Source organism: Sphaerospermopsis sp. FACHB-1094, assembly GCF_014696195.1.
In the GTDB taxonomy this organism is placed as follows: Bacteria; Cyanobacteriota; Cyanobacteriia; order Cyanobacteriales; family Nostocaceae; genus Sphaerospermopsis; species Sphaerospermopsis kisseleviana.
The window spans coordinates 1-24,132 of sequence record NZ_JACJPT010000077.1 but is presented as its reverse complement, the minus strand read 5'-3'; the positions used below and the strand labels follow the sequence as shown (position 1 = coordinate 24,132).

The following is a 24,132-nucleotide window of genomic DNA, read 5'->3' as shown; positions in this document are numbered from 1 at the left end:
GACTGGTGACTGGTGACTGGTGACTGGTGACTGGTGACTGGTGACTGGTGACTGGTGACTGGTGACTGGTGACTGGTGACTGGTGACTGGTGACTGGGTAAAAATAACTAATAACTAATGACTAATAACTAATGACTAATAACTAATGACTAATAACTAATAACTAATAACTAATGACTACTAACTAATGACTACTAACTAATGACTAAAATCAGCTTTTCGAGATAAAAATCGGCCAAGTCTGAAACTATGATTACAGATTTTAGTGAAGTTTGAATGAATTATATATAAATAAGTGAAATCGCTTAACCGATCCTTCACAAACTCGCTCAAGCTAGGTAATTGTTAATTGGTGATTCAATTTTAGATTTTAAATTTTAGATTTTAGATTGTATTGAGATTTTATTTCTCTGACTACAGCCTCAAATCTCCACACTAAAAACTAAAATTGCCTTAACCAGTCAGTTCCCAGCACCAATTAATTATCCCATTAGTTACTGTATCTTTTGTGAAAAATATCGTATTTTTTCTTGATGTGATTTTTACATTTCTTTACTTTCAACTGTCACATCTATGGTTAACAATAAGAGGCACTATCACTGAGCAATGTATAAATTACAGATTTAGCTTGCTTTTTTGAATTTTGGTTTGTTGAATGGATGATCACAACTGAGGAATAAACAGTTTACAACATGATTAACAACAACTATTTCCAGTGATTTGAGGATCAATGAGTAGAATTTCTAGATATGGCAAAACAATGATTAAGGTAATAAATTTGCTAAGATTAAGATATTGTTTGAAAAAAATAGTGGCAATATTATATAATTACCTGGCTTTACAGGAGCAACTAAGCAACAAAACTGTTTAATAATTTGTTTTTTAATTCCTATGAATCTAGAAAATAAAACTTCAAAAACCTTTGCCCTGACTACACCTCTCTACTATGTAAACGATGTTCCCCATATTGGTAGTGCGTACACCACAATGGCAGCGGATGTAGTAGCCAGATTTCAACGCTTGTTAGGAAATCAGGTACTGCTGATTACCGGTACAGATGAACATGGGCAAAAAATTCAGAGGTCAGCAGCAAGTTTAGAAAAACCACCACAGGAATTTTGTGATCAAATAGTACCGAGTTTCATCAACTTGTGGCAGGTTCTAAATATTCAATATGATCGCTTTAGTCGCACTACCGCTTTAAACCATCACGCAATTGTAAAAGAATTTTTCCAAAGAGTTTGGGAAAATGGCGACATTTACCAAGGACAACAAAAAGGCTGGTACTGCGTATCCTGTGAAGAATTTAAAGAAGAACGAGAACTGTTAGACGGCAAACGCTGCCCTATTCATACTACCAAAGAAGTAGAGTGGCGAGACGAGCAAAATTACTTTTTCCGGTTATCCAAGTATCAAACCCAGCTAGAGGAATTTTACCAGTCTAGGCCAGATTTTATTCAACCTGCCAGTCGCCGTAATGAAGTCCTCAGTTTTGTCAGTCAAGGTTTACAGGATTTTTCGATTTCGCGGGTAAATCTGGATTGGGGTTTTCCTGTACCTATACCTGGGGCAAGTAAGGTACGTAAATTACAACGTACTCACTCTCAAGAAGATATCAAACAACGTGCTTATGAGATTTGGCAGGAAACAGGTAATGAAGATCCTCTAACTAACTACTTCCAAGCTAAATATGAACTTGAGACAGGATTGACAGAAGAAAATATCAAACAACGTGCTTATGAGATCTGGCAGGAAACAGGTAATGAAGATCCTCTAACTAACTATTTTCAAGCCAAAGATGAGTTTTTTAAGCCTCAACATACCCTTTATGTGTGGTTTGATGCTCTGCTGGGTTATGTAACCGCATTATTAGAACCAGATGCAGAACCAACTTTAGCGAATGCTTTAGAAAAATGGTGGCCGATCAATCTCCATCTGATTGGTAAAGATATATTGCGGTTTCATGCAGTTTACTGGCCAGCAATGCTGATGTCAGCCGGTTTACCATTACCGGAAAGAGTATTTGGCCATGGATTTTTGACTAAAGATGGTCAAAAGATGGGGAAAACTCTGGGTAATACCCTTGATCCTGTAGCCTTAGTTGAAAGTTATGGTAGTGATGCCGTTCGTTATTACTTCCTTAAGGAAATCGAATTTGGCAAGGATGGAGATTTTAATGAAATTAGGTTCATTAATGTTCTCAATGCAGATTTGGCCAATGATTTAGGTAATTTGTTGAATCGCACTTTGAACATGGTGAAGAAATACTGCGCTGGTAAAGTTCCATCAATCGCTCCAGAAGTTATTCCCACTGAGAATGCTTTAAAAGCGATTGGTTTAGGGCTGGGGGAACAGGTGAAACAATATTATACAGCTTTAGCTTTCAATGAAGCTTGCCACGTTGTGTTGTCATTAGTTCAAGCCAGCAATAAGTTTATAGATGAACAAGCACCTTGGACATTATATAAACAGGGAAAACAGGAAGAAGTGGAAGCGGTGCTGTATACGGTTCTTGAATCAGTAAGACTAGCAGCTTATCTCCTTTCCCCAATTATTCCCAACATTAGCAGCGATATTTATCAGCAACTAGGCTGGGGAATCAATTTTAACAATCAAAAAGAAAGTTCAATGGTTGCGCCTTTTACTACCCATGCAACATGGGGCGTACTATCAGATAAACAACAGTTGGGTACACCTCAACCAATTTTTAAACGGATAGAACTACCAAAAAACAATTAACACTTTCCATTTTGATTGAGTGTAAAAACCGAATCGGGGGCCTACTTTGTTTGTTGTCCCCGGAATTTATCATAAGCCAATCTAGCAAGAGTGTAAAAGTTAATGATTTCTATCGGCAATAACATGGATAACAACCGAGGTATGACAATGATGTTGAATAATTTGGAAAATGACTCGATTTTTTCGCCGGAACAGGTTTTAGAAAATCGGGGTCGGGTGGCGATATTTATTGATGGCTCGAATTTATTTTATGCGGCTTTACAGTTAGGAATCGAAATTGATTATACTAAGCTTTTGTGTCGATTAACTGGAGGTTCTCGACTATTGCGGGCTTTTTTCTATACTGGTGTAGACCGCACAAATGAGAAACAGCAGGGATTTTTGTTGTGGATGCGTCGCAATGGTTATCGAGTCATTGCTAAGGATTTGGTGCAGTTACCGGATGGCTCAAAAAAAGCTAACCTAGATGTGGAAATAGCTGTGGATATGATGGCGTTAGTCGATTCCTATGATACCGCAGTTTTGGTGAGTGGTGACGGCGATTTGGCTTATGCTGTAAATTCTGTCAGTTATCGGGGTGTCAGGGTTGAAGTGGTGAGTTTAAGATCGATGACCAGTGATAGCTTAATTAATGTGAGCGATCGCTATATTGATTTAGAAGCTATCAAGGAAGATATTCAAAAAACACCCCGTCCAGGTTATCCCTATCGACCATTATCTAGTATGGGATTCTTGGACGATCCTAGAGATAGTCAAGGACATTTAGAAATTCCAGAATAATGCAAAATCCACAAGGCGGGAATCAGCGGAGAGAATGTTCACAACTTCAGAGGGGAAGTAAATCTCACTCCCCCCGCTTCTATTCTTATATTTTACAAATGCTGAGAAATTTCTCTTATGTGTCTTTAATTTTATTATTGTTACTTGGCTTATATTCTTGCGGAAATCCATCTTCTGTAAAACCAGAACAGGAAAGTTCAGCTAACCAAAATACAGATAGTAAGTTAACTTTTTTCGGTGTGGCTTTAGAACAGTTTGATGAAGAAGGTAGACCTATTTGGAAAGTCCAAGCTCAACAAGCCAAGTATACCAAAGAAACAGAAATTGGTGAAGCCCAAAATCCCCAAGGCGAACTTTATCAAGATGGCCAAATAGTTTATACAATTAAAGCCGAAACAGCCGATATTAAGCAAGATGGTAAACAACTGTTACTCAAAGGTAAAATTCTGGCTATAGATCCACGGAATGGAGTAGTATTACAAGGTAATGAATTAGAATGGCGACCTGAAGAAGATTTATTGATTGTTCGTAATCAATTTAATGGTAATCATAAACAATTAAAAGCCACAGCACAGGAAGCAAGAGTAAAAACCCGTGAACAGCGAATAGAATTTTCGGGAAAAGTCGTTGCTATATCAGGTGATCCGCAATTACAAATGCGAACTGAGCAGTTAGTTTGGCTTCTTAAAGAAGAAAAATTAATTGGCGATCGCCCTATCGAAATTGACCGTTATCAAGATAATAAAATAACTGATCGTGGTAGAGGAAATGGTGCTGAAGTCAACCTAAAAACTAAAGTTGCTACTCTTAAACCCCAAGGCCAATTACAGTTACTAAATCCACCGATGCAGATAATTAGTAACTCAATGACTTGGAATATTAACCAAGAAATAGTGAGAACAAATGCCCCTGTGCGTGTGGTTCATCAAGCTGAAAATGTCACTGTAACTGGCAATAAAGCAGAAATGAAAATACCAGAAAAAACAGTTTATTTAACAGGCAATGTAAATGCCGTGGGCAAAAAGAGTCAATCTTTAAAATCAAATCAACTCACTTGGTATTTAGAGAAAAAATTATTAGAAGCACAGGGAAATGTAGTTTATCGTCAAGTTGAACCACCATTAAACTTTCAAGGTACAACAGCAGTCGGTAATCTGGAAACAGAAAATATTGTTGTTAAAGGTGGTGGTTCGGGTAATAGAGTCATCACAGAAATTATTCCCCAAACTGGGGACTGGTGACTGGTGACTGGTGACTGGTGACTGGTGACTGGTGACTGGTGACTGGGTAATCAATTTTATTTTTCCCAATTACCAATTACCAATTACCAATTACCAATTACCAATTACCAATTACCAATTACCAATGACTAACCTCTATAAACAATTTCATTACGACTGGGTACACCTAATTTTGGTAAAGAATTTTTAGGTGAATGGGGAGTCAGGGCTGTAGGAATACCAGTATATACTTGTAATTGTTTCACCAGATGTTGTAAAAGCTGATCTTGTTCAGAGCGAAAACTGGGGACATTGTAACCGCGATTGATAATAGCAAACCAGACTAAACCGCGATCGCGTGTGGGTAAAACTCCTGCTAAAGCACTGACATCGCTGAGAGTTCCAGTTTTCATCACAGTTGCCGAGGGCATACTTCTAAACTGCATTGTGCCACGATTATCAAAGCCAGAGGTAGGGAACAAATCAGCTAAGGTCAAATTGTGGGCGGATGCTTGGCGTTGTAGTGCCATAAACATAGCACAGACGGCTCTAGGGGAAATTTTATTTTCTCTTCCTAAACCAGAACCATTAATTAATTGAATTTCCGACTGTGGAACCATAGCTAGTTGAGCAGCAGTAGATTTAACTACATTTGCCCCTCCCACTGATTGAGCTAACATCTCAGCTATGTCGTTGTTACTGTAAACATTCATCTCTTTAATGAGTTGATGTAGGGGTAAAGAAAGATGACGTACCAGTAAAGTTTGTTTAGGGTTAGGTTGTGCTGTCACCTGTACCGTACCATTAATTACTACTTGGGGTTTAGGTGTTCCCTTGGGCATTCGGGAATATTGGTAAATTACTGAACGATTCCAACTTTTGTGGTTTAAAGCTTGTTTGAGTAATTGACCTGCTGCGGTAGGATTAGTATAGAAATTCATGGCAAAATTGCCAGTAATTACCAAATTTCCCTTGACTTGCTTAATACCGATTTTATTGAGAGCATTACCAACAGCGATCGCTTCCTCTCCGACAAACATCGGATCACCACCAGCAGTAATCACCAAATCACCCTGTACTACCCCATTAACTATAGGACCTGTAGCACTAATCAAAGTTTCAAATTGATGGTTTGGTCCCAAAATTGTAAAAGTTGCTAATGAAGTGGCCACCTTAGTTAAAGATGCTGCGGGTAGAGGAATTGTACCTTGGTGATTAGCCATTAACATCGGACCCGACTGCAACCAAACTCCCTGTTGCTGGATCAGATTTTCCGTTACCAGCTTAGAAGTCATCAACTCCTTGAGATATTCCTGTACTGTCATAGCTCCGGCTGGGTTGGGATCAGGTGCAATAACAAAGCCAGGACTACTTTGCCAAGCCAATGCTTGTAAAGCATTTACAGGTTGGATTTTGACTCCAGCCATATCGAGCCAAAGTGAAACCAAACCTGAACCTAATAATTCCAGCATATTTAATTCCTCTATCTTTTTTCAGATATCTAATAATTGTTTGCAGTGTTGGCATATTATGCCTTTTAATTCCACTTCTTACTATCTGGAAAACTTGCCACCAGGAAAACTCAATCATTAGTCATTAGTCATTAGTCATTAGTCATTAGTCATTAGTCATTAGTTATTAGTTATTAGTTATTAGTTATTTTTATCCAATCACCAGTCCCCAATCACCAGTCCCCAGCGATGCACTGAGCTTGTCGAAGTGTCCCCAATCACCAATCACCAATCACCAAATTACTTTCTTTCTGGATGGGCTGTTTCCTCTGGGGTAGGAATACCTAACTTATTAATCGCTGCAATCATCTGATACAAACGCCCCAAATCTCTTTGATTGAAGTATAAAACAAGGCGGGGTAAATCAGAGGTTTCATCTTGACCTTCTTGAGGTAATACCTGACTTTTTTCAATTTTGCCTTGAACCAGAATGTCTTTAAATTCATTATTTAATTGTTCCACCAATTCATTTGATAACTCGTGTCTGAGACGAATCACCAATAGATCACCTACGTAGCGGCTAGAGTGATAAACTTGGTAAAAACGGGTAATGGCATTGCAAGCCACCTCTAGATTATCTGTAACTGTGTACAGACTAGGATCTTCTGGACTCACAAGACCTTTTGCCACCAATTGCTCATCAATATATTTACTCCAAGAGTGCCAATAATCACCACCAGGAGGATCGATGAGAACCACAGGAACAGGACCGAATTTACCTGTTTGGCTTAATGTCATACATTCAAAAGCTTCATCTTGAGTGCCAAAACCACCGGGAAACAAAGCTACAGCATCACTTTCTTTGAGCAAAAAGAGTTTGCGGGTAAAGAAATATTTAAAGTGAATGAGTTTAGGATCACCTTCAATAAAAGGGTTAGCCTGTTGCTCAAAAGGTAACTGAATATTTAAACCAAAAGAATTGTTTCTTCCTGCACCTTCTTGGCCAGCTTGCATGATACCACCACCACCACCTGTCATCACCATAAATCCTAGTTGAGATACAGCGCGAGCAAATTGAACTGCCATTTGGTAATCAGGGGTTTCTGGTGCTAAACGAGCAGAACCAAAGATAGTAACTTTGCGAGTGTGTCGATAATCATAAAAGAGTTGAAAGCCTCTTTCCATATCTGCTAAAGCCGCAGACAGTATCTTCCAATCAAGACGATCAATTTCACTATCAGCTAAACGAACTATGGTAGCAAGTGCCTGCTGGATAAATTGCCGATGTTTTAAGGTCGGTAGACGATCTATTAATTCAGCAATATCAGCTTGGAGGGACTCTAGTATTTCAAAGGACTCTTGAGAGGTCATGAGAACTGCCACAACAATGGCATTATATTTTATGTGAACTACCTACGCTGCCGCAAGCGGAAACATTTACCCAAAAGGGGTTTGTATAATTTAGGTGGTCATAGGGTCAAGATTTTTCCGGGTTCCCCAAAAATCATCAATTGCAAATTGTCTGTTTTGTTGTGCAGAAAGTTTTCTAGAGACGCAAACTTTGCGCCTCAGAAACCAATTAACAAATACTTACCTAAAACACGACAAATCAATTAAATTTGTAAGCAGTTGAGGTTTAAAGATGTTTTTCCAAAGTGGTAGCCAAGGTAGATTTAGGCACAGCACCAACTACCATATCCACTTTTTGTCCATCTTTAAAAATCATTAATGTGGGAATGCTGCGGATACCATACTGACTGGCAACTTGAGGGTTTTCATCAGTGTTAACTTTCACTACCTTGAGTTGACCTTCATACTGACTGGCGATTTCCTCAACCACAGGAGCCACCATGCGACAAGGACCGCACCAGGGAGCCCAGAAGTCAACTAAAACGGGTACTTCGCTATCTAGTACTTCCTGCTTAAAACTAGAATCTGTAACTTGTGCTGCTGCTGACATTCCTAACAACCTTTGCCTATTATATTTATGAGTTTAGTGAAAATTCTACCATAGCAAAAACATCAGCTTGGGAGTGAAGGATGTACATTTGCAAAGAAGCTATGGAATTTATGGATAATTATAAGGAACCGCCCGAACATTAGTCCGGGCGGAGTGTGGTGTGAGGAGTGAACGGAAACATTTGTCTCCGCTATTTCTATTGTAGGCTACAGTTGGGATTTTTCCAGTGATTGTTTAGGTTTGCTGGGAAAAAATTTTTGTTTGAGGGAACAGGGAACAGGGAACAGGGAACAGGGAACAGGGAATAGGAAGTAACATATTATTCTTCCCAGTCACCAGTCACCAGTCACCAGTCACCAGTCACCAATCACCAGTCACCAATCACCAGTCACCAGTCACCAGTCACCAATCACCAGTCACCAGTCCCCAGTCCCCAGTCCCCAGTCCCCAGTCCCCAATCACCAATCACCAATCACCAGTCACCAATCACCTATTTATTTACCCATACCCAACTGTTGGGCTTTTTGGTAAACTTTGCCTTCTGTCAACAGAGAGGGAGCAATAACTACTTCTACTTGCTGCATTTCTTTTAGGTCTTTTGCTCCTAATGTACCCATGCTGGTTTTTAATGCGCCAAGCAGGTTGTGAGTACCATCATCTAATGCTGCTGGACCTCTGAGTATTTGTTCTAGAGTTCCAGTTGTACCCACACGAATACGAGTACCACGGGGCAGCACTGGGCTAGGAGTTGCCATTCCCCAATGATAACCCCGTCCTGGGGCTTCTGCGGCTCTGGCAAAGGGTGAACCAATCATTACGCCATCAGCACCGCAAGCAATACATTTACAAATGTCGCCACCGGTGATTAAACCACCATCGGCAATGACAGGTACATATTTGCCCGTTTCTTGATAAAAGTCATCTCTGGCAGCGGCACAGTCGGCAACTGCTGTGGCTTGGGGTATACCCACACCTAAAACCCCACGGGATGTACAAGCTGCACCGGGTCCAATCCCTACTAACACTGCGGATGCACCTGCTTTCATTAAATGCAAGGTGACTTGATATGTAACGCAGTTACCCAAAACTACGGGAATAGGCATAGACTGGCAAAACTCTGCTAAGTCTAAAGGTTTAATAGACTCTGGAGAAAGGTGATCTGTAGAAACTACTGTAGCTTGGATAAAAAATAAATCAGCCCCAGCTTTAGCTACTACTTCACCATATTTGCTTGCTCCTACCGGTGTTGCACTAACTGCCGCAATACCGCCTTGTTGTTTAATTTCCTGAATACGTTTTTCAATGAGTTCGGGCTTGATCGGTTCGGCATAAAGTTCTTGCATCAGTCCCACAAATTCATCTTTGCCCACTGAAGCAATGCGATCTAATATCGGATTTGGGTCATCATATCGCGTTTGAATACCCTCTAGGTTAAGAACTCCTAAAGCTCCTAACTGGGATAGACGCACCGCCATACCAACATCTACTACACCATCCATTGCACTAGCAATAATGGGTATTTCTCGTTCAATATTACCAATTTTCCACTTTGTATCCGCTAGACTCGGATCTAATGTTCTGTTACCGGGGACTAAAGCTATTTCGTCAATGCCGTAGGCTCGGCGAGCCATTTTTCCCCGCCCAAGTTGAATTTCCACTCTTTCATTTTTCTCAAATCTGTTTAAGCTAGGGTATCAAATTGTGGGGATTTTGGCAGAGATTTTTTTAAATTTAGGAGTCAGGAGTCAGGAGTTCAGGAGTTCAGGAGTTCAGGAGGCAGGAATGAGGAGGTAGGGAAAGAATATTAACTTTTGCCTTCTGTTCCCTGTTCCCTATTACCTATCTCTTACTAGATTGAATCTTGTCAAAAATAGCACCGTCATCAAAAAACTTTTTCTGTACTGCATCCCAACCGCCTAAGTTGGCTACTGTATAAAGTTTGCTGATTTTAGGAAATCTACTCTGTACTTCTTTGGCTACTGTGGGGTTAACGGGACGAAAACCAACTTTGGCAAATTCTCTTTGGGCTTCTGGTGTGTATAAGAATTTGACGAATGCTTCTGATACTTCACGAGTTCCGCGTTTATCTACGTTTTTATCAACTACTGCTACGGGTCCTTCTATGGAAATATTCGTGGAAGGTACTACATAGGATGTATCTGTTTTGCCTTGTTGTGCTGCTAAAATTACTTCGTTCTCATAGTTGATTAGTACATCACCTTGATTTTTTTTGAAAAAAGCGTCACTTGATTCTCTGGCATCTTTAGGTAATACTACTACATTTCTAAATACCTGTTGCACAAAGTTGAAGGCCTGGTTTTCGTTGCCTCCATTTTGTGTTATTGCACCCCACAAGGCCAAAAAATTCCACCTTGCACCACCAGATGTCTTGGGGTTAGCCGTGACTATTTTTACTCCCGGTTTGATTAAATCATTCCAGGTTTTGATGCCTTTAGGATTACCTGGACGCGTTTCTAATGCTACCACTGAACGGGTAATTATTGAGTTGTTGGGCGCTTCTTTTTCCCAACCACGGTTAATTAAACCTGCTTGTTCGATTTTTTTGGTATCCAAGGCCAGGGCTAATGCTACTACATCGGCTGGTAAACCATCAATGACTGCGCGAGTTTGAGAACCAGAACCACCATAGCTTTCTCTAATGACCACATCCTGACCTTTTTCCCGTTTCCATTTGGCTACAAACTGCGGAATGATTTTGCTGTAAGCAGCTTTTGTTACTGCGTAAGTCACCAAGGTAATTTCTACTTTTTTGCTCTGTTGACTAATTAGGGTCTTTTGAGTTGTAGTCCCGGCAAATACGGGCAATAACGTATTTGTACTAAAAGTAATTGCTAAAACTACGGTTGATGCAGTTTTTACGGGCAAAAATTTTGCTGCTTTCTCAAAATTGTATGTCATTGGAGATTTTTCCTTCGTCCTTAAATAAACTACGGTAATTCGATAGGAATAATGTAATTGCTTATAAAAACAGAGCTTATCAGATGCAATTGCGAAAATCAAGACGTAAAATACAAAAAATCTATCGGTAAACAAGTGTATTTATTTATATAATAAATTTGTAAACTTTGTATAAAGTAAAGTTATAAATAATTCTCTTATATGCAAATATTTAAATGTGATCAAAGAGAGATGTCACCGGAATCTGCTATAATCCCCATATTTTCTATCGAAAAAGTGCTGTTTTACTCTTGCGTTTATAACCCATATCTGCAATTATCTTGTATTATGTTCATTAAATCCCGTAATCCTATCGGGTAACTGTAGATTTTGAGGAAAAGAAATGAGTTGGTGGCAACGCGCACTAAAACAATTACAACGTAAATTAAGCGTAAATTCACTTAAAAGTTTTTTATCCCTATTTGTAGTGGGAATATTCTTGGGTTTGGCAGTTGCAGCTTGCTCTGGGACAAATGAGGGTGGTTCTACTCCAGGTAATTCGGCTACGACAAAACCAAAAAATGTAGAATTAACTTTGGTATCTTTTGCTGTCACCAGAGATGCGTATAAAGCCATTATTCCTAAATTTGTCGCCAAATGGCAACAAGAGCATAACCAAACGGTTACATTCAAGGAAAGCTATGGCGGTTCTGGTTCTCAGACTCGCGCTATTGTTGATGGTTTACCAGCAGATATTACTCACTTAGCGTTGGCATTGGATACCCAAAAAATTGAGAAAGCAGGTTTAATTCAACCAGGATGGGAAACAGAAGTTCCCAATAATGGTATTGTTTCATCATCTGTAGCTGCATTGGTGACTCGTGAAGGCAACCCCAAAGGTATTAAAACTTGGGCAGATTTAGCAAAAAATGATGTTAAACTGATTACTGCTGATCCGAAAACATCGGGGGTAGCACGGTGGAATTTCTTAGCTTTGTGGAATTCAGCCATTAAAAGTGGAGATGAAGCAAAAGCTGTTGAATTTGTGACTACTGTTTACAATAATGTGCCTGTTTTGACCAAAGATGCACGTGAAGCTACAGATGCCTTTTTTAAACAAGGTCAAGGAGATGCTTTAATTAATTATGAAAATGAAATCATTTTGGCACAGCAAAAAGGTTTGAAGGTCAACTATAGTATCCCTGATGTGAATATTTCCATTGATAATCCTGTGGCAGTGGTAGATAAAAATGTTGATCAAAATGGTACTCGTGAAGTAGCAGAAGCATTTGTCAAATATTTATTTACCCCAGAAGCACAACAGGAATTTGCTAAAGTTGGTTTTCGACCTGTGGATGAGACGGTAGCTAAAAGCAAAGAATTTTCTGAAAAATATCCTCCAGTGAAAAGTTTGAGTACAGTTCAAGAATTAGGTGGTTGGGATGCTGTGCAGCAAAAATTCTTTGCTGATGGGGCTATTTTTGATCAAATTCAACAAGCTAAAAATAAGCAGTAATTAGTTAGTTTCAGTTATCAGTTTAATCTCATGTTTTGGGAATTTTGAATTGGGAATTTTGCATCATTTATGGCAGTATCTACAAGCGGTAAGAGGGAGAGAAAACCCTTTATTGGCAAAGAGTTTTTAGATAAAGTAATTCGTCTACCTTGGACTTGGCGAATTACAATTTTATACCTAGCTTTCATGTTGTTTCTGCCTATTGCGGCTATGTTTTTCAAAGCTAGTACAGAACCACCTGCAAAGTTTTGGGAAATTGCTACCAGTGAATTAGCATTGGCAACTTATAATGTAACTTTTGTAACTTCATTTTTGGCTGCTGCTGTTAATGGTATATTTGGTACATTAATTGCTTGGGTATTAGTGCGGTACGATTTCCCTTTAAAGCGAATTTTTGATGCTACCGTAGATTTACCCTTTGCTTTGCCGACATCGGTAGCAGGTTTAACTTTAGCAACTGTGTATAGTGATAATGGTTGGATCGGTTCTTTACTTGCACCTTTAGGTATAAAAGTTTCCTTTACTCGTTTGGGTGTAGGTGTAGCGATGATTTATATATCTTTGCCGTTTGTGGTGAGGACTGTACAACCTGTATTGCAAGAGATGGAAAAGGAACTTGAAGAAGTAGCTTGGAGTTTGGGCGCTTCTCAGTGGACAACTTTTACAAAGGTGATTTTACCGCCTTTATTTCCCACAATTTTAACTGGTATTGCTTTGGGTTTTTCCCGTGCAGTGGGTGAGTATGGTTCGACGGTAATTATTGCTTCTAACACACCGTTTCAAGATTTAATTGCACCAGTGTTAATTTTCCAACGTTTAGAACAATATGATTATTCAGGTGCAACGGTGATAGGGGTTGTTTTATTGGCAATTTCTCTAGTTTTACTCTTAGCAATTAATTTATTACAAGCTTGGGCAAGAAGATATGACAACAGGTAAACCAAAGCAAAGTTGGGTTCCAGGGGTTTTAATTGGGATAGCTGTTGCTTATTTATTTCTGGTGCAGTATATCCCAACTATTAATGTGTTTTACCAAGCTTTTAAAAACGGAATTGGACCATTTTTTGAGAATTTGAGTAGAGTGGACTTTCTCCATGCTGCTTGGTTAACTCTATTATTAGCTGTGATTTCTATACCTATCAATACTGTTTTTGGTTTGTGTGCAGCTTGGGCGATCGCTCGCCATAAATTCCCTGGTCGTGCTATTGTTTTAAGTATTATTGATCTACCTTTTTCTATCTCTCCAGTTGTTGCAGGTTTGATGATTGTTTTACTCTATGGTAGACAAGGTTGGTTTGGTCCTTGGCTGCAAAGTCATGATATTCAAATCATTTTTGCTTTTCCAGGAATGGTTTTAGCTACTTCTTTTGTGAGTATGCCTTTTGTTGCTAGGGAAGTGATTCCGGTTTTGGAAGAGTTTGGGAAAGACCCGGAAGAAGCAGCGAAAACTTTGGGTGCAAATGAGTGGCAAACTTTTTGGCGTGTGACTTTACCTAGTATTCGTTGGGGTTTACTCTATGGTTTAATTTTAACAAATGCCAGAGCTATGGGTGAATTTGGGGCGGTTTCTGTGGTGTCTGGTAATATTGCTGGTAAAACCCAAAGTTTGCCTTTGTTTGTGGAAGATGCCTATAAGCAATATGAGACGGAAGCAGCTTTTTCGGCAGCGGTTTTGTTGGCATTTTTGGCGGTGGTAACTTTGGTGGTGAAGGAAGTTTTGGAGAGGAAAACTCGTATTAAGGATGTGGAGTAATTGGTGATTGGTGATTGGTGATTGGTGATTGGGTAAAATATAATCCGTATTAAGGATGTGGAGTAATTCTTACTTTGCGCTGACACAAAGGAAAGAGGTTTTAGAGGGATTTTGTGTGAGTTTTCAAATTTTCAAAGAATTGGAATTAAGAAAATAGGATCAAGATTGTAAATTGCTGGGCAGGTGTTTTTATGAGTGATGAAAATATTTTGATAAGTCAGAGAATTAGGGTGAGAATTACCAAGGATTATCATCAAGAACCTGTTATTTCTCGTCTGGTTTCTGATTATGGTTTAACTATCAATATCAAAGCTGCTTTTTTAGGTCAGGATGCTATTAGTGATGGTTGGTTTGATTTAGATTTACAGGGAACTGAAACGCAAATTTCTAATGGTTTAAGTTATCTGCAAGAGTTAAAGTTAGAAGTTTGGGATGAGGATAGAATAGGTAATTGGTAATATCAAATATCACCCTAACCCCCCTTTTTTAGGGGGGCTTATTTTTATTTTATTTCTAGGTTTAACTAAGACACTCTGCTAGGTCTTTTTCTGGTGTGGTGATAAGTTGTAAATGATAGGTTTCTGATAGCAATTTGACAAGGTTTGCTGATAGGAATGCGGGAAGGGTTGGCCCGATGCGAATGTTTTTGATGCCTAAATAAAGTAGAGTTAATAAAACAGCGATCGCCTTTTGTTCATACCATGATATTATCATTGATAATGGTAGTTCATTCACTCCTACTTCAAAGGCATTTGCTAAAGCTACGGCAATTTGAATTACTGAATAAGCATCATTACATTGTCCCACATCTAATAATCTGGGAATACCGCCAATATCACCTAATTGTTTATCAAAAAAGCGGAATTTTCCACAACCTAATGTTAATACTACACAATCACTAGGAACTTTTTCTACTAAGTCGGTGTAGTAGTTTCTGCCTGGTTTTGCACCATCACAACCACCTACTAGGAAGAAGTGTTTGATGTCTCCTGATTTTACAGCATCAATTACTGTATCTGCAACTCCTAAAACCGCATTTCTGGCAAAACCTGTGGTTACTATTCCTTTGTTTTCTTCATCTGTAAAACCTGGTAGTTCTAATGCTTTATTAATGATGGGTGAAACATCAGAAATACTCAAATGTTGTAAACCAGGATAACCCACTGGACCTAATGTAAATACTTTGTTTTTGTAAGTTTCATGGGGTGGTACAAGACAGTTTGTAGTCATGGCGATCGCACCAGGAAATTTTTCAAATTCATGGGTTTGATTTTGCCATGCTGTACCATAATGTCCATAAAGATGGGGGTATTTTGCTTTTAATTTTGGATAACCATGCGCTGGTAATAATTCCCCATGAGTGTAAACTTTAATTTCTGTTCCTGCGGTTGCTTCTAAAATAGCTTTTAATGCTAATAAATCATGTCCAGAAACGAGAATTGCTTTACCTTTTATATGTCCTAATTTTACAGGTGTGGGTGTAGGATGTCCAAAGGTTTCTGTATTTCCTGCGTCTAAAATCTGCATTGCTGTCAGGTTAATTTCCCCAACTTTTAAAGCTAAGTTTAACCAATCTTGTAAAGTTTTATCTTGGTTATCTAAATCAGCTAAAACTTCATGGCAGAATGTATATAAACCTTCATCATGCTGATTTAATTCTAAGGCATGAAAAGCATAAGCAGCTAAACCTTTTAAACCATATAATACTGTAAGTTTGAGAGAGAAAATATCAACGTTATTTGCAGATTGACTGATAAATTCAAATTCTAAATCTTTACCTTGTTGAATTTGATCTGTTAAACTACTGGCAGGTTGGAAAGTGTTAATATTGGAAACAACAACTTTATTACCTAATGCTTGAATTTTTAACTTCAGACTGTCACGCAGTGCGATCGCCCGATTCACAAAAGCGATAAAATCAGAAGTTGTAAAATTCACATTGGTTAATGTGGAAAATAGCATCTCACAGGTAAACTCATCGGTGTCACGAGTATTAATACCTAAAGATTTTGCTTGTAATGCTATTTGGGAAAGTCCGCGTAAACAATGTACTAATAAATCTTGTAAAGCATCTACTTCGGGACTTTTACCACACGCACCCCACTGATGACAGACATCTCCACGGGTGGTTTGTTCACATTGGTTACAGAACATAATTCGTTCCTCAACTCTTGATGCTTACAGTGTAGTGATTGCGATTGAGGATATCCTTGATTTAAGTCAAGTGTATTGGTAAAGTTTGGTAAAGTTTTTTCAGTACACAGTTATTAAAAGTTAACTAAACTTAAATAACACAAAAACTAAAGTAATATACTATACTAAAGAATAAGATTGAATATGAAACCTCACAGTAAATACTCAGTAAATAATATATTTTATGAATCAACAATCTCGAAATAACAAAAACATTAAACTAGAAAATCTCAAAAAGATAACCAGTAATGGCTTTAATATTGAAGATGCAAGTGATAAAAGTGTTGATTTAGCATTTCTCTCTTTAAAAATTGCGCTAGAGGCTTACTTTTCTACGTATCATTGTTATGGCGGTCAATTTCATTTGATAACTGATGATAGTTACAAAGATTTACCAGATTTTTTAACATATAGCGATATTGTAGGAGTGTTAGTTTTATCAAAATATTGTGAAGCATACACAGAGTGTATAATTCATTTTCATCATTTTGCTGAATTAGTATTAAAGAATTTTCTAAGGCATGATAATCCTTTATTTGTAGTTTCTCCATCTAGTGAAAAAAATATACTTTTAAAATACAAAATTAGTAAAAATGAATTATCTTTAGAAGATGAAAAAGATTTAAAAACAATTACCTTTTCGGAATCTTTAACAGCACTTTTATCTCTAATCAAGAATATAGAAAATGATTATTATGAAAAATTATCATTTATAGTTGATAATAAAGAAATATTGGAAACATTAAATAATTTAAGAAATACAATTTGGCATCGTGGTTTATATATTCTTAATTATGAAGCTTTAGACGAATTTATTGGGAGGTATATCCTTCCTTTTGTTGATGAAGTAATAAACCATGAAAATTATCTTGGACGTAGAAATTTCTGGAATTATGAAGAATTAGATTGTGGAATAGACCCAATTAAAGAGATTATTAACCATTTCCAGGAAGTTAAAGAAGGGGAATCTTATAATTTAGAGAAAATTGCTTTTTTTAAAGAATTAGGTAGAGCAGCTTATAATGTTAATATTCCTTGGTTACAATATCAATCATCAATTGAGAACAAAGCTCTTATTGTTATTAAAGATAATGATTATAATCAGATATGCAAATGTCCAGTGTGTGGTGTTAATTCTCTAATAATTTATAAAGAGATAGACTATGAAAGAGATCCTTATAATGATAAAATTGTTCACATCTTATCCTCTTGGCCTATTCATGTTAGGTGTGAATGTTGCTCATTTGAATTACATCATGACATCGGAAACGCTAGTCAATATGGAATTGAAGGAATAAGAGATTTCTGGATATAGTATATTATTTAAAAAGTAGGGAGGCAAAATTATATATAAGACAATCTCACGTAATTATTGCTATTCGCTGATTACTGATAGCTGACTGCTGAATACTAACAAATTAAATTGCTATAATCAAAGTATCAACCTTAATCATCAACTATAATGACCATCAAAGAATTACTCTTACAAGAAATTGATAATACTCCCCAGGAACTACTAGAGGATGTTTTAAGTTTTTTGCGATCGCTCAAAACAACACCACAAGCATCCCTAGCTACATATCAGGAACTATTGGAAAGAATTGATTATTTAGAAGCAATAGTAGGTATTCGCAAAGGATTAGATGAATTTAAGCAAGGGGAAGGAATACCAGCAGAAGAAGCTCTAGCAACTTTAAAGAATAAATTTAACATTCCTCCACGCCCATGAATTATGCCCATGAATTATGACGTTATTATTCAACCTACTGCTTTTCAAGAAATCGAAACAGCTTATCGTTGGATGTGCGATAATACAAGTCCTGAATTAGCAAACAATTGGTATTATCAACTAGAAGATGCTATAGAATCATTAAAGAAATTTCCTAAGCGTTGCAGTATAGCACCAGAAACCAAAGCAATAGGTTCTGAAGTTCGGCAACTCTGGATCGGAAAACAAAGAAAATATCGAGTTTTATTTGTCGTTGAAGAATATGTTGTTGCTATTATTCATATTCGTCATAGTAGCCAATCTTATATAGATGAAAACTGGGAATAAGAATAATAGTTCATAAATCAAATAGTATGACTATAAATAAATACACTCTTATTTATGACTCTCACTGAAAAAGTCCTAGAAGTCAAAAACTTCCTCCACCAAACCCCCATCTTTGAAAACATCATTGATGAACAACTCCAAGCAGTTGCTAATATTGCTATTCTCCAAACATACAAAAAAAACGAAACCCTATTTTGGGAAGGAGACGCAGCAACGGGATTTTTTATTGTTAAATCTGGTAAAATCAAAGTATTCAAAGTAGCAAACCACGGTAAAGAACAAATATTACACATCTTTGAAATATCAGAATACTTTGCAGAAGTTCCCGCTTTTGATGGGGGAAACTTCCCCGCATCCGCAGCAGCAATAGAATTTTCTGAAGTTGTCTTTATTCCCAGAACTTCATTTTTCATGGTTTTACAACAACATCCCACTTTAGCAATAGCCATGCTGGGAACTTTTGCACGACATCTCAGGCATTTAACCCACTTGGTTAATGCTCTTTCTTTCCAAGAAGTTCCAGAAAGATTAACCAATTATCTATTAAAATTAAGTCAGAAAAACGGTAATATCAATGTTGTCGAATTAGACTTACCCAAAACCCAACTAGCTGCTTTATTAGGTACTGTTCCTGAAACCCTTTCTCGCGCTTTTTATAAACTCACTCAAGAGGGTAAAATTACAGTGAACGGAACAAAAATTATGTTATCTGATGAAATACTCACATCCAAGAGTACCTAAAGCTTAATATATGACTCCCTTGGATCATACATATATGATACCAGAAAAAAAGAGTATGTCAATATCAATGGCTGAAATAACCGATCTTCGTAAAATTATTGATAATATTCTCAATAATATTGAGAATAGAGGCTTGTTATTGCGAAAAAAAGGAAGTTAAAAAATTTTTGGATTTTTGAGATTTAAAAAATTTATGAATAACGAACCGCAAAGTACGCAAAGGAAAGAGGTTTTATCTCTGCGACTCTGCGTGAGCTTTAAAAATTCTGTAACTTATATTGCTTCCACTTCTCCTGCTGTCTTGCTCTTTTTTCCTCCGTCAAACTATCAAAACAGTGAGGACAAGAAATACCTTCTTCATACTTAGGTGAAGTTTTATCAGCCTCAGCAATGGGATGTCCACAACAGAAGCATAACTCATAACTGCCCTCTTCCAATCCGTGACGCACCGCAACCCGTTCATCAAATACAAAACATTCCCCTTCCCATAAACTTTCTTCTTTGGGGACTTCTTCTAAGTATTTCAGAATACCCCCTTTGAGATGATAAACTTCCTCAAAACCTTGAGCCAGCATATAAGATGTGGCTTTTTCGCAGCGAATACCACCAGTACAGAATAAGGCAACTTTTTTATGTTTGTTCGGGTCTAAGTTTTTACTTACATATTCAGGAAAATCTCGGAAAATCTGCGTTTGGGGATTTTTTGCCCTTTTGAAAGTTCCTATACTAACTTCATAATCATTACGGGTATCAACTACTGTTACTTCTGGATCAGAAATCAAATCATTCCATTCCTTTGGAGTGACGTAGTTTCCTACCTTTTCATTTGGGTCAACTTCCGGTATTCCTAATGTAACAATTTCGCGTTTTAACCGCACTTTCATCTTTTCAAATGGCGGTGTGTCGGTGTATGATTCTTTGTGTTCTAAGTCTGCTAACCGCGCATCACTACGGAGAAATCCCAAAACCGCATCAATCCCAGAACGAGAACCAGCTATGGTCCCGTTAATGCCTTCTTTGGCTAGTAAAATTGTGCCTTTGATGCCTTGTTGCTGACAAAAAGATAACAGCGGTGCTTGCAGTTCTTGATCATCGGGTAAACTGACAAATTTATACAGCGCAGCTACAACTATAATATTTTCTTGGTTATTTTCTGGGTTCATCTGTTTACAAAAAAAGAATAATAGGATATTATTTACTTTAAGTTTAAAGTTAACTCGTTTCTGAAAAAGAGGAACTTGTTTAATTTTGAATTTTGACTTGAAAAACGGGGGTTTAGCTCAGTTGGTAGAGCGCCTGCTTTGCAAGCAGGATGTCAGCGGTTCGAGTCCGCTAACCTCCATCTAGGTTTTTTGGAAGACAACGGATAAATTATTTGCTGGCATTTGGTAAATTTTCTGCAATGTCAAATTTTCAGCTTTTGCTGCTTCTACCACATCTTCTAAATTACGCACTCCCCAAGCTGGATTTTGCGATCGCAAAGACTCATCAAAAGCAGCGTTACTGGGTGCGGTATGTTGACCGTTTTGTTTATAAGGTCCGTATAAATAAAGGATACCATCTGGCGGTAAAATTCGTCCAGCCCCGGACATCAGTCCTGAACAAGCTGACCAAGGGGAAATATGAATCATATTAATATTGACTATAGCAACTATTGGCGAGTCTGTAAATGTTTCTTTCTCAACTGGCCAAACGGGTAACTGTACATCTATATCTAAAGGTGGGTAAATATAATCACTTTTACATTCTGCCATCCAAGCTGTGATACTGTCTCTTAAGAGGGGGTTTGGGTCAGAAGGTAGCCATTTTCGCGGTGCTAGATGATGTGCAAAAAATACCGCGTGTTCTCCTGTACCACTGGCTATTTCTAAAATTGTTCCTGTTGTGGGTAAGACTTGTTGAAGTACCTCTAAAATGGGTTCGCGGTTGCGTTGGGTTGCGGGTGCAAATTGTTTTTGTTCTGGGGTTGTGTGCATGTTTTTGAGTTTTTAGGGAACGCAGATGAACGCAGATAAACGCAGATAATTTCAGAAGTTTTATTTTTTGTAGTTTTACATATTTGTATAATATTCACATAAAATTATTATAATTGCGATCTTCGCTTTCTATTTACATAATTTGTGAGCATCCAACTTTGCTAAAATCATAGCATGGATAAAAAACCCCTTATCCATTCTCTTCCCTTTGTGTACTTTGCGTACTTTGCGGTTTGCTTATTTCATAACCTGGACAAATTACTATTTGCAATACTCACTCATATTGTTTTACGTTTTACCACACTACAGGAGAAAAAGTTGCCTAAGTCTATTCATTCCACCCAACCACCATTAAAATTTATTCCCCCAAATTTTCAACCGTTGGTACTCAAGGTGATGTCTTTTTTTCTCCCTTTTATTTTACGGGTGAGAACTAGACCTTGGCTACCTGCTGGTATTGTGAACATAGAAGCTGAAAACGCCGAAGTGTTAGCTAAATTATATCATGAATTTCAAGAGGGTAAAATTAGATTTTTAATTGCTTTTCGTCATCCAGAAGTTGAAGATCCTTTAACAATGCTATATTTGCTTTCTCGCATTGTTCCCAAGGTAGCGCGGGAAAAAGGCATTGATTTAAAATATCCTGTTCATAGTCATTTTATGTATGAAAGAGGCATGACTTTATGGGCGGGAAATTGGTTAGGATGGTTATTTTCTCGCTGCGGTGGTGTACCAGTTCGTAGGGGAAGAAAAGTAGATAGAAATGCAATTCAAATGGTAAGAAATTTATTTGTCAATGCAGAAATGCCTATTGCGATCGCTCCTGAAGGTGGTACAAATGGTCATAGTGGAATAGTCAGTCCTTTAGAACCTGGTGTAGCACAAATAAGTTTTTGGTGTGTGGAAGATTTGCAAAAAGCTAACCGCCCAGAAACGGTTTTTATTATTCCTATTGGTATTAAATATAGTTATGTTAACCCACCTTGGGAAAAAATAGAATGGCTAATATCAAAATTAGAAGCTGATAGTGGTTTACCAGTGGCGGAAATTAGTTACACTGGCAAGAATAGGGAAGAAATTTTATATCAGCGACTTTTTCGTTTAGCAGAATATTTAATTACGGAAATGGAAGACTTTTATCGGCGTTTTTATCATCGAGATTTACCAGTAATTATTTGTGCAGAAACAGCTAACCCTAATCAGGTTTTAATTAATAGGTTAGGAAATTTAATGGATACAGCTTTACAGGTGGCTGAAAAATATTTTAATGTGACGGCACAAGGTAATTTTATTGATAGATGTCGGCGGTTAGAAGAAGCCGGTTGGAATTATATTTATCGTGATGATATCGAGGATATCAATAGTTTACCACCTTTTAAACGTGGTCTGGCTGACTGGGTAGCCCAGGAAGCAGATTTGCGAATGCAACATATCCGAATAGCCGAAAGTTTTGTAGCGGTGACAGCTAATTATATTCAAGAAAAACCGACAGCTGATAGGTTTGCAGAAACGACTTTATTAATGTTTGATATGTTGTCTAGAATTAAAGATTCGACTTTACCTGGAAGACCACGTTTAGGTTTAAAACAAGCGATGATTACTGTCGGTGAACCAATTTCCGTAACAGAAAGATGGGAAAAATGTCAGGGAAATAAACAAGCTGCTAGAAAAGGTGTGAGTGATTTAACAAAGGATTTATTTGCAGCTTTGCAGCAGTTGATTAAAGATTAAAAAAAGATTAAAAGCTTACGCAATTTCTGTCAGGATATCCCCAGGGTAAACGCAAAGACTCAAAAAAGACTCAAATAAGTTTATTGGTATCTTTGCGTGATTTTATGACAAACCTAGTCTTCCAAATCTAAACCTGTATCATCATCATTATCATAAGCCAGATCGTCGAGGTCGATAATCTCGGAAATTTCTTCTTCAACGTCACTGGTCAGGTCAGATTCTATATGTTCACGCGCTATTAGACGACCAGTTGATTTTAACCATTCCAGCAGTATAAATTCATTACTGGTACGAATTACTGTAGCTCTTTGGTTGCGGGGTTGTTCATGTAGTGGTCCGTTGAGCATAAAATATATTGCCTATATGCCTATATATTGCCTAAAAATTTTGTCCGTATAAGGTCTAATTTCTTAACAACAATTTAGTTGTGCTTTAATTATAAACTATTTTTTGCATAATTAATTATTCATGGCTAAAATATTTTTTGCTACAGATTCTCCTACAGAAATTACTGATAAACGATTACCTTTTTTAACTACTAATAATTCATCTCCCGTAAATTTTTCTTTAAGTGTAGATAAAAAAATCGGTTGAGAAAATACCTCGGCAAACTCTACCTTTACAGTTAACCACCGGGGAGATTCAGGAGTAGACTTAGGATCATAATATTTACTATTAGTATCAAATTGAGTTGGATCAGCAATACCAGTTTCTACTATTTTCATCAAACCGAAAATTCCTGGAGGTTCAGCATTAGAATGATAGAAAAAAGCCAAATCTCCTATTTGCATTTGCTTTAAAAAATTCCGTGCTTGATAATTTCGCACACCATCCCAAATAGTTTGTTTTTGAGTTTGTAAATCAAGAATACTATAGACAGAAGGTTCAGATTTCATTAACCAGTAATTCATATATTAAATTGGGAATTGGGAATAGGGAATTGGGAATAGGGAATTGGGAATAGGGAATAGGGAATAGGGAATAGGGAATAGGGAATAGCTGATTAAAAAACATAAAAGTGATTACCCAGTCCCCAGTCACCAGTCACCAGTCCCCAGTCACCAGTCACCAGTCCCCAGTCACCAGTCCCCAGTCCCCAGTCACCAGTCCCCAGTCAC

21 protein-coding genes, 1 tRNA gene and 1 pseudogene are annotated in these 24,132 nt (G+C 37.6%); 13 read left to right on the top strand and 10 right to left on the bottom strand.

What is annotated here, in order from left to right; all coding sequences use genetic code 11:
- Positions 1-891: 891 nt before the first annotated feature.
- The 3 genes from H6F47_RS19615 (at position 892) to lptC (ending at position 4,760) form a co-directional block, all read left to right on the top strand.
- Positions 892-2,739 carry a methionine--tRNA ligase gene (locus H6F47_RS19615; protein WP_190650603.1) on the top strand — a complete coding sequence of 616 codons (1,848 nt, stop codon included), beginning with the start codon at positions 892-894 and terminating at the stop codon, positions 2,737-2,739.
- A gap of 150 nt (positions 2,740-2,889) precedes the next feature.
- A complete protein-coding gene (locus H6F47_RS19610) occupies positions 2,890-3,519 on the top strand; it encodes an NYN domain-containing protein (RefSeq protein WP_096572612.1) in 630 nt (209 codons plus the stop codon).
- Entirely contained in the window at positions 3,519-4,760 is a 1,242-nt protein-coding gene (gene lptC, locus H6F47_RS19605) for an LPS export ABC transporter periplasmic protein LptC (protein ID WP_190650601.1), read from the top strand. Before H6F47_RS19610 ends, lptC begins: the two co-directional genes overlap by 1 nt.
- Before the next feature lie 128 nt (positions 4,761-4,888).
- On the opposite strand, the gene H6F47_RS19600 is transcribed toward lptC, so the two are convergent.
- The 5 genes and pseudogenes from H6F47_RS19600 to H6F47_RS19580 form a co-directional block, all read right to left on the bottom strand.
- The gene (locus H6F47_RS19600) at positions 4,889-6,211 is read right to left on the bottom strand and encodes a D-alanyl-D-alanine carboxypeptidase (RefSeq protein WP_190650599.1); all 1,323 of its coding nucleotides are present in this window, start codon (positions 6,209-6,211) and stop codon (positions 4,889-4,891) included.
- Positions 6,212-6,490: 279 nt separating this feature from the next.
- A complete protein-coding gene (locus H6F47_RS19595; protein ID WP_096566729.1) occupies positions 6,491-7,561 on the bottom strand; it encodes an LOG family protein in 1,071 nt (356 codons plus the stop codon).
- A 265-nt stretch (positions 7,562-7,826) separates the two neighbouring features.
- A pseudogene (gene trxA / locus H6F47_RS19590) lies at positions 7,827-8,162 on the bottom strand (thioredoxin); the annotation flags it as partial.
- A 482-nt stretch (positions 8,163-8,644) separates the two neighbouring features.
- Positions 8,645-9,808, bottom strand: a complete 1,164-nt coding sequence (locus tag H6F47_RS19585; protein WP_096566725.1) for a GuaB3 family IMP dehydrogenase-related protein — start codon at positions 9,806-9,808, stop codon at positions 8,645-8,647.
- Positions 9,809-9,989: 181 nt separating this feature from the next.
- Positions 9,990-11,069 carry a sulfate ABC transporter substrate-binding protein gene (locus tag H6F47_RS19580; protein ID WP_190650597.1) on the bottom strand — a complete coding sequence of 360 codons (1,080 nt, stop codon included), beginning with the start codon at positions 11,067-11,069 and terminating at the stop codon, positions 9,990-9,992.
- A 382-nt stretch (positions 11,070-11,451) separates the two neighbouring features.
- Here H6F47_RS19580 and H6F47_RS19575 point away from each other — a divergent pair, with 382 nt between their 5' ends.
- The 4 genes from H6F47_RS19575 (at position 11,452) to H6F47_RS19560 (ending at position 14,775) form a co-directional block, all read left to right on the top strand.
- Positions 11,452-12,564 (top strand): sulfate ABC transporter substrate-binding protein, encoded by a 1,113-nt coding sequence (locus H6F47_RS19575; protein WP_096566721.1) that lies wholly within the window; start codon positions 11,452-11,454, stop codon positions 12,562-12,564.
- A gap of 69 nt (positions 12,565-12,633) precedes the next feature.
- The gene (gene cysT / locus H6F47_RS19570) at positions 12,634-13,503 is read left to right on the top strand and encodes a sulfate ABC transporter permease subunit CysT (RefSeq protein ID WP_096566719.1); all 870 of its coding nucleotides are present in this window, start codon (positions 12,634-12,636) and stop codon (positions 13,501-13,503) included.
- A complete protein-coding gene (gene cysW / locus H6F47_RS19565; RefSeq protein WP_137666191.1) occupies positions 13,490-14,317 on the top strand; it encodes a sulfate ABC transporter permease subunit CysW in 828 nt (275 codons plus the stop codon). The genes cysT and cysW overlap by 14 nt, the downstream gene beginning before the upstream one ends.
- A 191-nt stretch (positions 14,318-14,508) precedes the next feature.
- A complete protein-coding gene (locus H6F47_RS19560) occupies positions 14,509-14,775 on the top strand; it encodes an NIL domain-containing protein (RefSeq protein ID WP_137666192.1) in 267 nt (88 codons plus the stop codon).
- 61 nt (positions 14,776-14,836) lie between these two features.
- Here the strand turns inward: H6F47_RS19560 and hcp are convergent, their stop codons facing one another.
- Positions 14,837-16,471, bottom strand: coding sequence for a hydroxylamine reductase (gene hcp / locus H6F47_RS19555; RefSeq protein ID WP_190650595.1), 1,635 nt, complete (start codon positions 16,469-16,471; stop codon positions 14,837-14,839).
- A 223-nt stretch (positions 16,472-16,694) separates the two neighbouring features.
- On the opposite strand from hcp, the gene H6F47_RS19550 reads away from it, so the two are divergent.
- The 4 genes from H6F47_RS19550 to H6F47_RS19535 all read left to right on the top strand — a co-directional run bounded on the left by H6F47_RS19550 (position 16,695) and on the right by H6F47_RS19535 (position 19,307).
- Positions 16,695-17,825 carry a hypothetical protein gene (locus H6F47_RS19550; RefSeq protein ID WP_190650593.1) on the top strand — a complete coding sequence of 377 codons (1,131 nt, stop codon included), beginning with the start codon at positions 16,695-16,697 and terminating at the stop codon, positions 17,823-17,825.
- 147 nt (positions 17,826-17,972) lie between these two features.
- Positions 17,973-18,239 carry a prevent-host-death family protein gene (locus H6F47_RS19545; RefSeq protein ID WP_190650591.1) on the top strand — a complete coding sequence of 89 codons (267 nt, stop codon included), beginning with the start codon at positions 17,973-17,975 and terminating at the stop codon, positions 18,237-18,239.
- Between the two features lie 3 nt (positions 18,240-18,242).
- Positions 18,243-18,566, top strand: coding sequence for a type II toxin-antitoxin system RelE/ParE family toxin (locus H6F47_RS19540; RefSeq protein ID WP_242027446.1), 324 nt, complete (start codon positions 18,243-18,245; stop codon positions 18,564-18,566).
- 54 nt (positions 18,567-18,620) lie between these two features.
- Complete coding sequence (locus tag H6F47_RS19535; protein WP_137666195.1) at positions 18,621-19,307, top strand: Crp/Fnr family transcriptional regulator; 687 nt, start codon at positions 18,621-18,623, stop codon at positions 19,305-19,307.
- 257 nt (positions 19,308-19,564) lie between these two features.
- Here the strand turns inward: H6F47_RS19535 and H6F47_RS19530 are convergent, their stop codons facing one another.
- The gene (locus H6F47_RS19530) at positions 19,565-20,470 is read right to left on the bottom strand and encodes a rhodanese-related sulfurtransferase (protein WP_137666196.1); all 906 of its coding nucleotides are present in this window, start codon (positions 20,468-20,470) and stop codon (positions 19,565-19,567) included.
- A 106-nt stretch (positions 20,471-20,576) separates the two neighbouring features.
- On the opposite strand from H6F47_RS19530, the gene H6F47_RS19525 reads away from it, so the two are divergent.
- Positions 20,577-20,649 (top strand) — tRNA-Ala (locus H6F47_RS19525).
- Between the two features lies 1 nt (position 20,650).
- On the opposite strand, the gene H6F47_RS19520 is transcribed toward H6F47_RS19525, so the two are convergent.
- Positions 20,651-21,283, bottom strand: coding sequence for a class I SAM-dependent methyltransferase (locus tag H6F47_RS19520; protein WP_190650589.1), 633 nt, complete (start codon positions 21,281-21,283; stop codon positions 20,651-20,653).
- A gap of 318 nt (positions 21,284-21,601) precedes the next feature.
- Here H6F47_RS19520 and H6F47_RS19515 point away from each other — a divergent pair, with 318 nt between their 5' ends.
- Positions 21,602-23,014, top strand: coding sequence for a 1-acyl-sn-glycerol-3-phosphate acyltransferase (locus H6F47_RS19515; protein ID WP_190650587.1), 1,413 nt, complete (start codon positions 21,602-21,604; stop codon positions 23,012-23,014).
- Positions 23,015-23,127: 113 nt separating this feature from the next.
- Here the strand turns inward: H6F47_RS19515 and H6F47_RS19510 are convergent, their stop codons facing one another.
- Together H6F47_RS19510 and H6F47_RS19505 are read right to left on the bottom strand one after the other, a co-directional pair.
- Positions 23,128-23,361, bottom strand: a complete 234-nt coding sequence (locus tag H6F47_RS19510; RefSeq protein ID WP_096566699.1) for a DUF3134 domain-containing protein — start codon at positions 23,359-23,361, stop codon at positions 23,128-23,130.
- Positions 23,362-23,472: 111 nt separating this feature from the next.
- Positions 23,473-23,925, bottom strand: coding sequence for an EVE domain-containing protein (locus tag H6F47_RS19505; RefSeq protein ID WP_137666199.1), 453 nt, complete (start codon positions 23,923-23,925; stop codon positions 23,473-23,475).
- Between the last annotated feature and the right edge of the window lie 207 nt (positions 23,926-24,132).

What these genes read in the sequence shown, in the direction of transcription:
- H6F47_RS19615 (WP_190650603.1), top strand. Translation starts at nt 892, where the DNA reads ATGAATCTAGAAAATAAAACTTCAAAAACCTTTGCCCTGACTACACCT.
- H6F47_RS19580 (WP_190650597.1), bottom strand. Translation starts at nt 11,069, where the DNA reads ATGACATACAATTTTGAGAAAGCAGCAAAATTTTTGCCCGTAAAAACT.
- H6F47_RS19575 (WP_096566721.1), top strand. Translation starts at nt 11,452, where the DNA reads ATGAGTTGGTGGCAACGCGCACTAAAACAATTACAACGTAAATTAAGC.
- H6F47_RS19610 (WP_096572612.1), top strand. Translation starts at nt 2,890, where the DNA reads ATGTTGAATAATTTGGAAAATGACTCGATTTTTTCGCCGGAACAGGTT.
- H6F47_RS19510 (WP_096566699.1), bottom strand. Translation starts at nt 23,361, where the DNA reads ATGCTCAACGGACCACTACATGAACAACCCCGCAACCAAAGAGCTACA.
- H6F47_RS19560 (WP_137666192.1), top strand. Translation starts at nt 14,509, where the DNA reads ATGAGTGATGAAAATATTTTGATAAGTCAGAGAATTAGGGTGAGAATT.
- H6F47_RS19550 (WP_190650593.1), top strand. Translation starts at nt 16,695, where the DNA reads ATGAATCAACAATCTCGAAATAACAAAAACATTAAACTAGAAAATCTC.
- H6F47_RS19540 (WP_242027446.1), top strand. Translation starts at nt 18,243, where the DNA reads ATGCCCATGAATTATGACGTTATTATTCAACCTACTGCTTTTCAAGAA.
- cysW (WP_137666191.1), top strand. Translation starts at nt 13,490, where the DNA reads ATGACAACAGGTAAACCAAAGCAAAGTTGGGTTCCAGGGGTTTTAATT.
- H6F47_RS19530 (WP_137666196.1), bottom strand. Translation starts at nt 20,470, where the DNA reads ATGAACCCAGAAAATAACCAAGAAAATATTATAGTTGTAGCTGCGCTG.
- H6F47_RS19520 (WP_190650589.1), bottom strand. Translation starts at nt 21,283, where the DNA reads ATGCACACAACCCCAGAACAAAAACAATTTGCACCCGCAACCCAACGC.
- lptC (WP_190650601.1), top strand. Translation starts at nt 3,519, where the DNA reads ATGCAAAATCCACAAGGCGGGAATCAGCGGAGAGAATGTTCACAACTT.
- hcp (WP_190650595.1), bottom strand. Translation starts at nt 16,471, where the DNA reads ATGTTCTGTAACCAATGTGAACAAACCACCCGTGGAGATGTCTGTCAT.
- H6F47_RS19600 (WP_190650599.1), bottom strand. Translation starts at nt 6,211, where the DNA reads ATGCTGGAATTATTAGGTTCAGGTTTGGTTTCACTTTGGCTCGATATG.
- H6F47_RS19545 (WP_190650591.1), top strand. Translation starts at nt 17,973, where the DNA reads ATGACCATCAAAGAATTACTCTTACAAGAAATTGATAATACTCCCCAG.
- H6F47_RS19505 (WP_137666199.1), bottom strand. Translation starts at nt 23,925, where the DNA reads ATGAATTACTGGTTAATGAAATCTGAACCTTCTGTCTATAGTATTCTT.
- H6F47_RS19535 (WP_137666195.1), top strand. Translation starts at nt 18,621, where the DNA reads ATGACTCTCACTGAAAAAGTCCTAGAAGTCAAAAACTTCCTCCACCAA.
- H6F47_RS19595 (WP_096566729.1), bottom strand. Translation starts at nt 7,561, where the DNA reads ATGACCTCTCAAGAGTCCTTTGAAATACTAGAGTCCCTCCAAGCTGAT.
- cysT (WP_096566719.1), top strand. Translation starts at nt 12,634, where the DNA reads ATGGCAGTATCTACAAGCGGTAAGAGGGAGAGAAAACCCTTTATTGGC.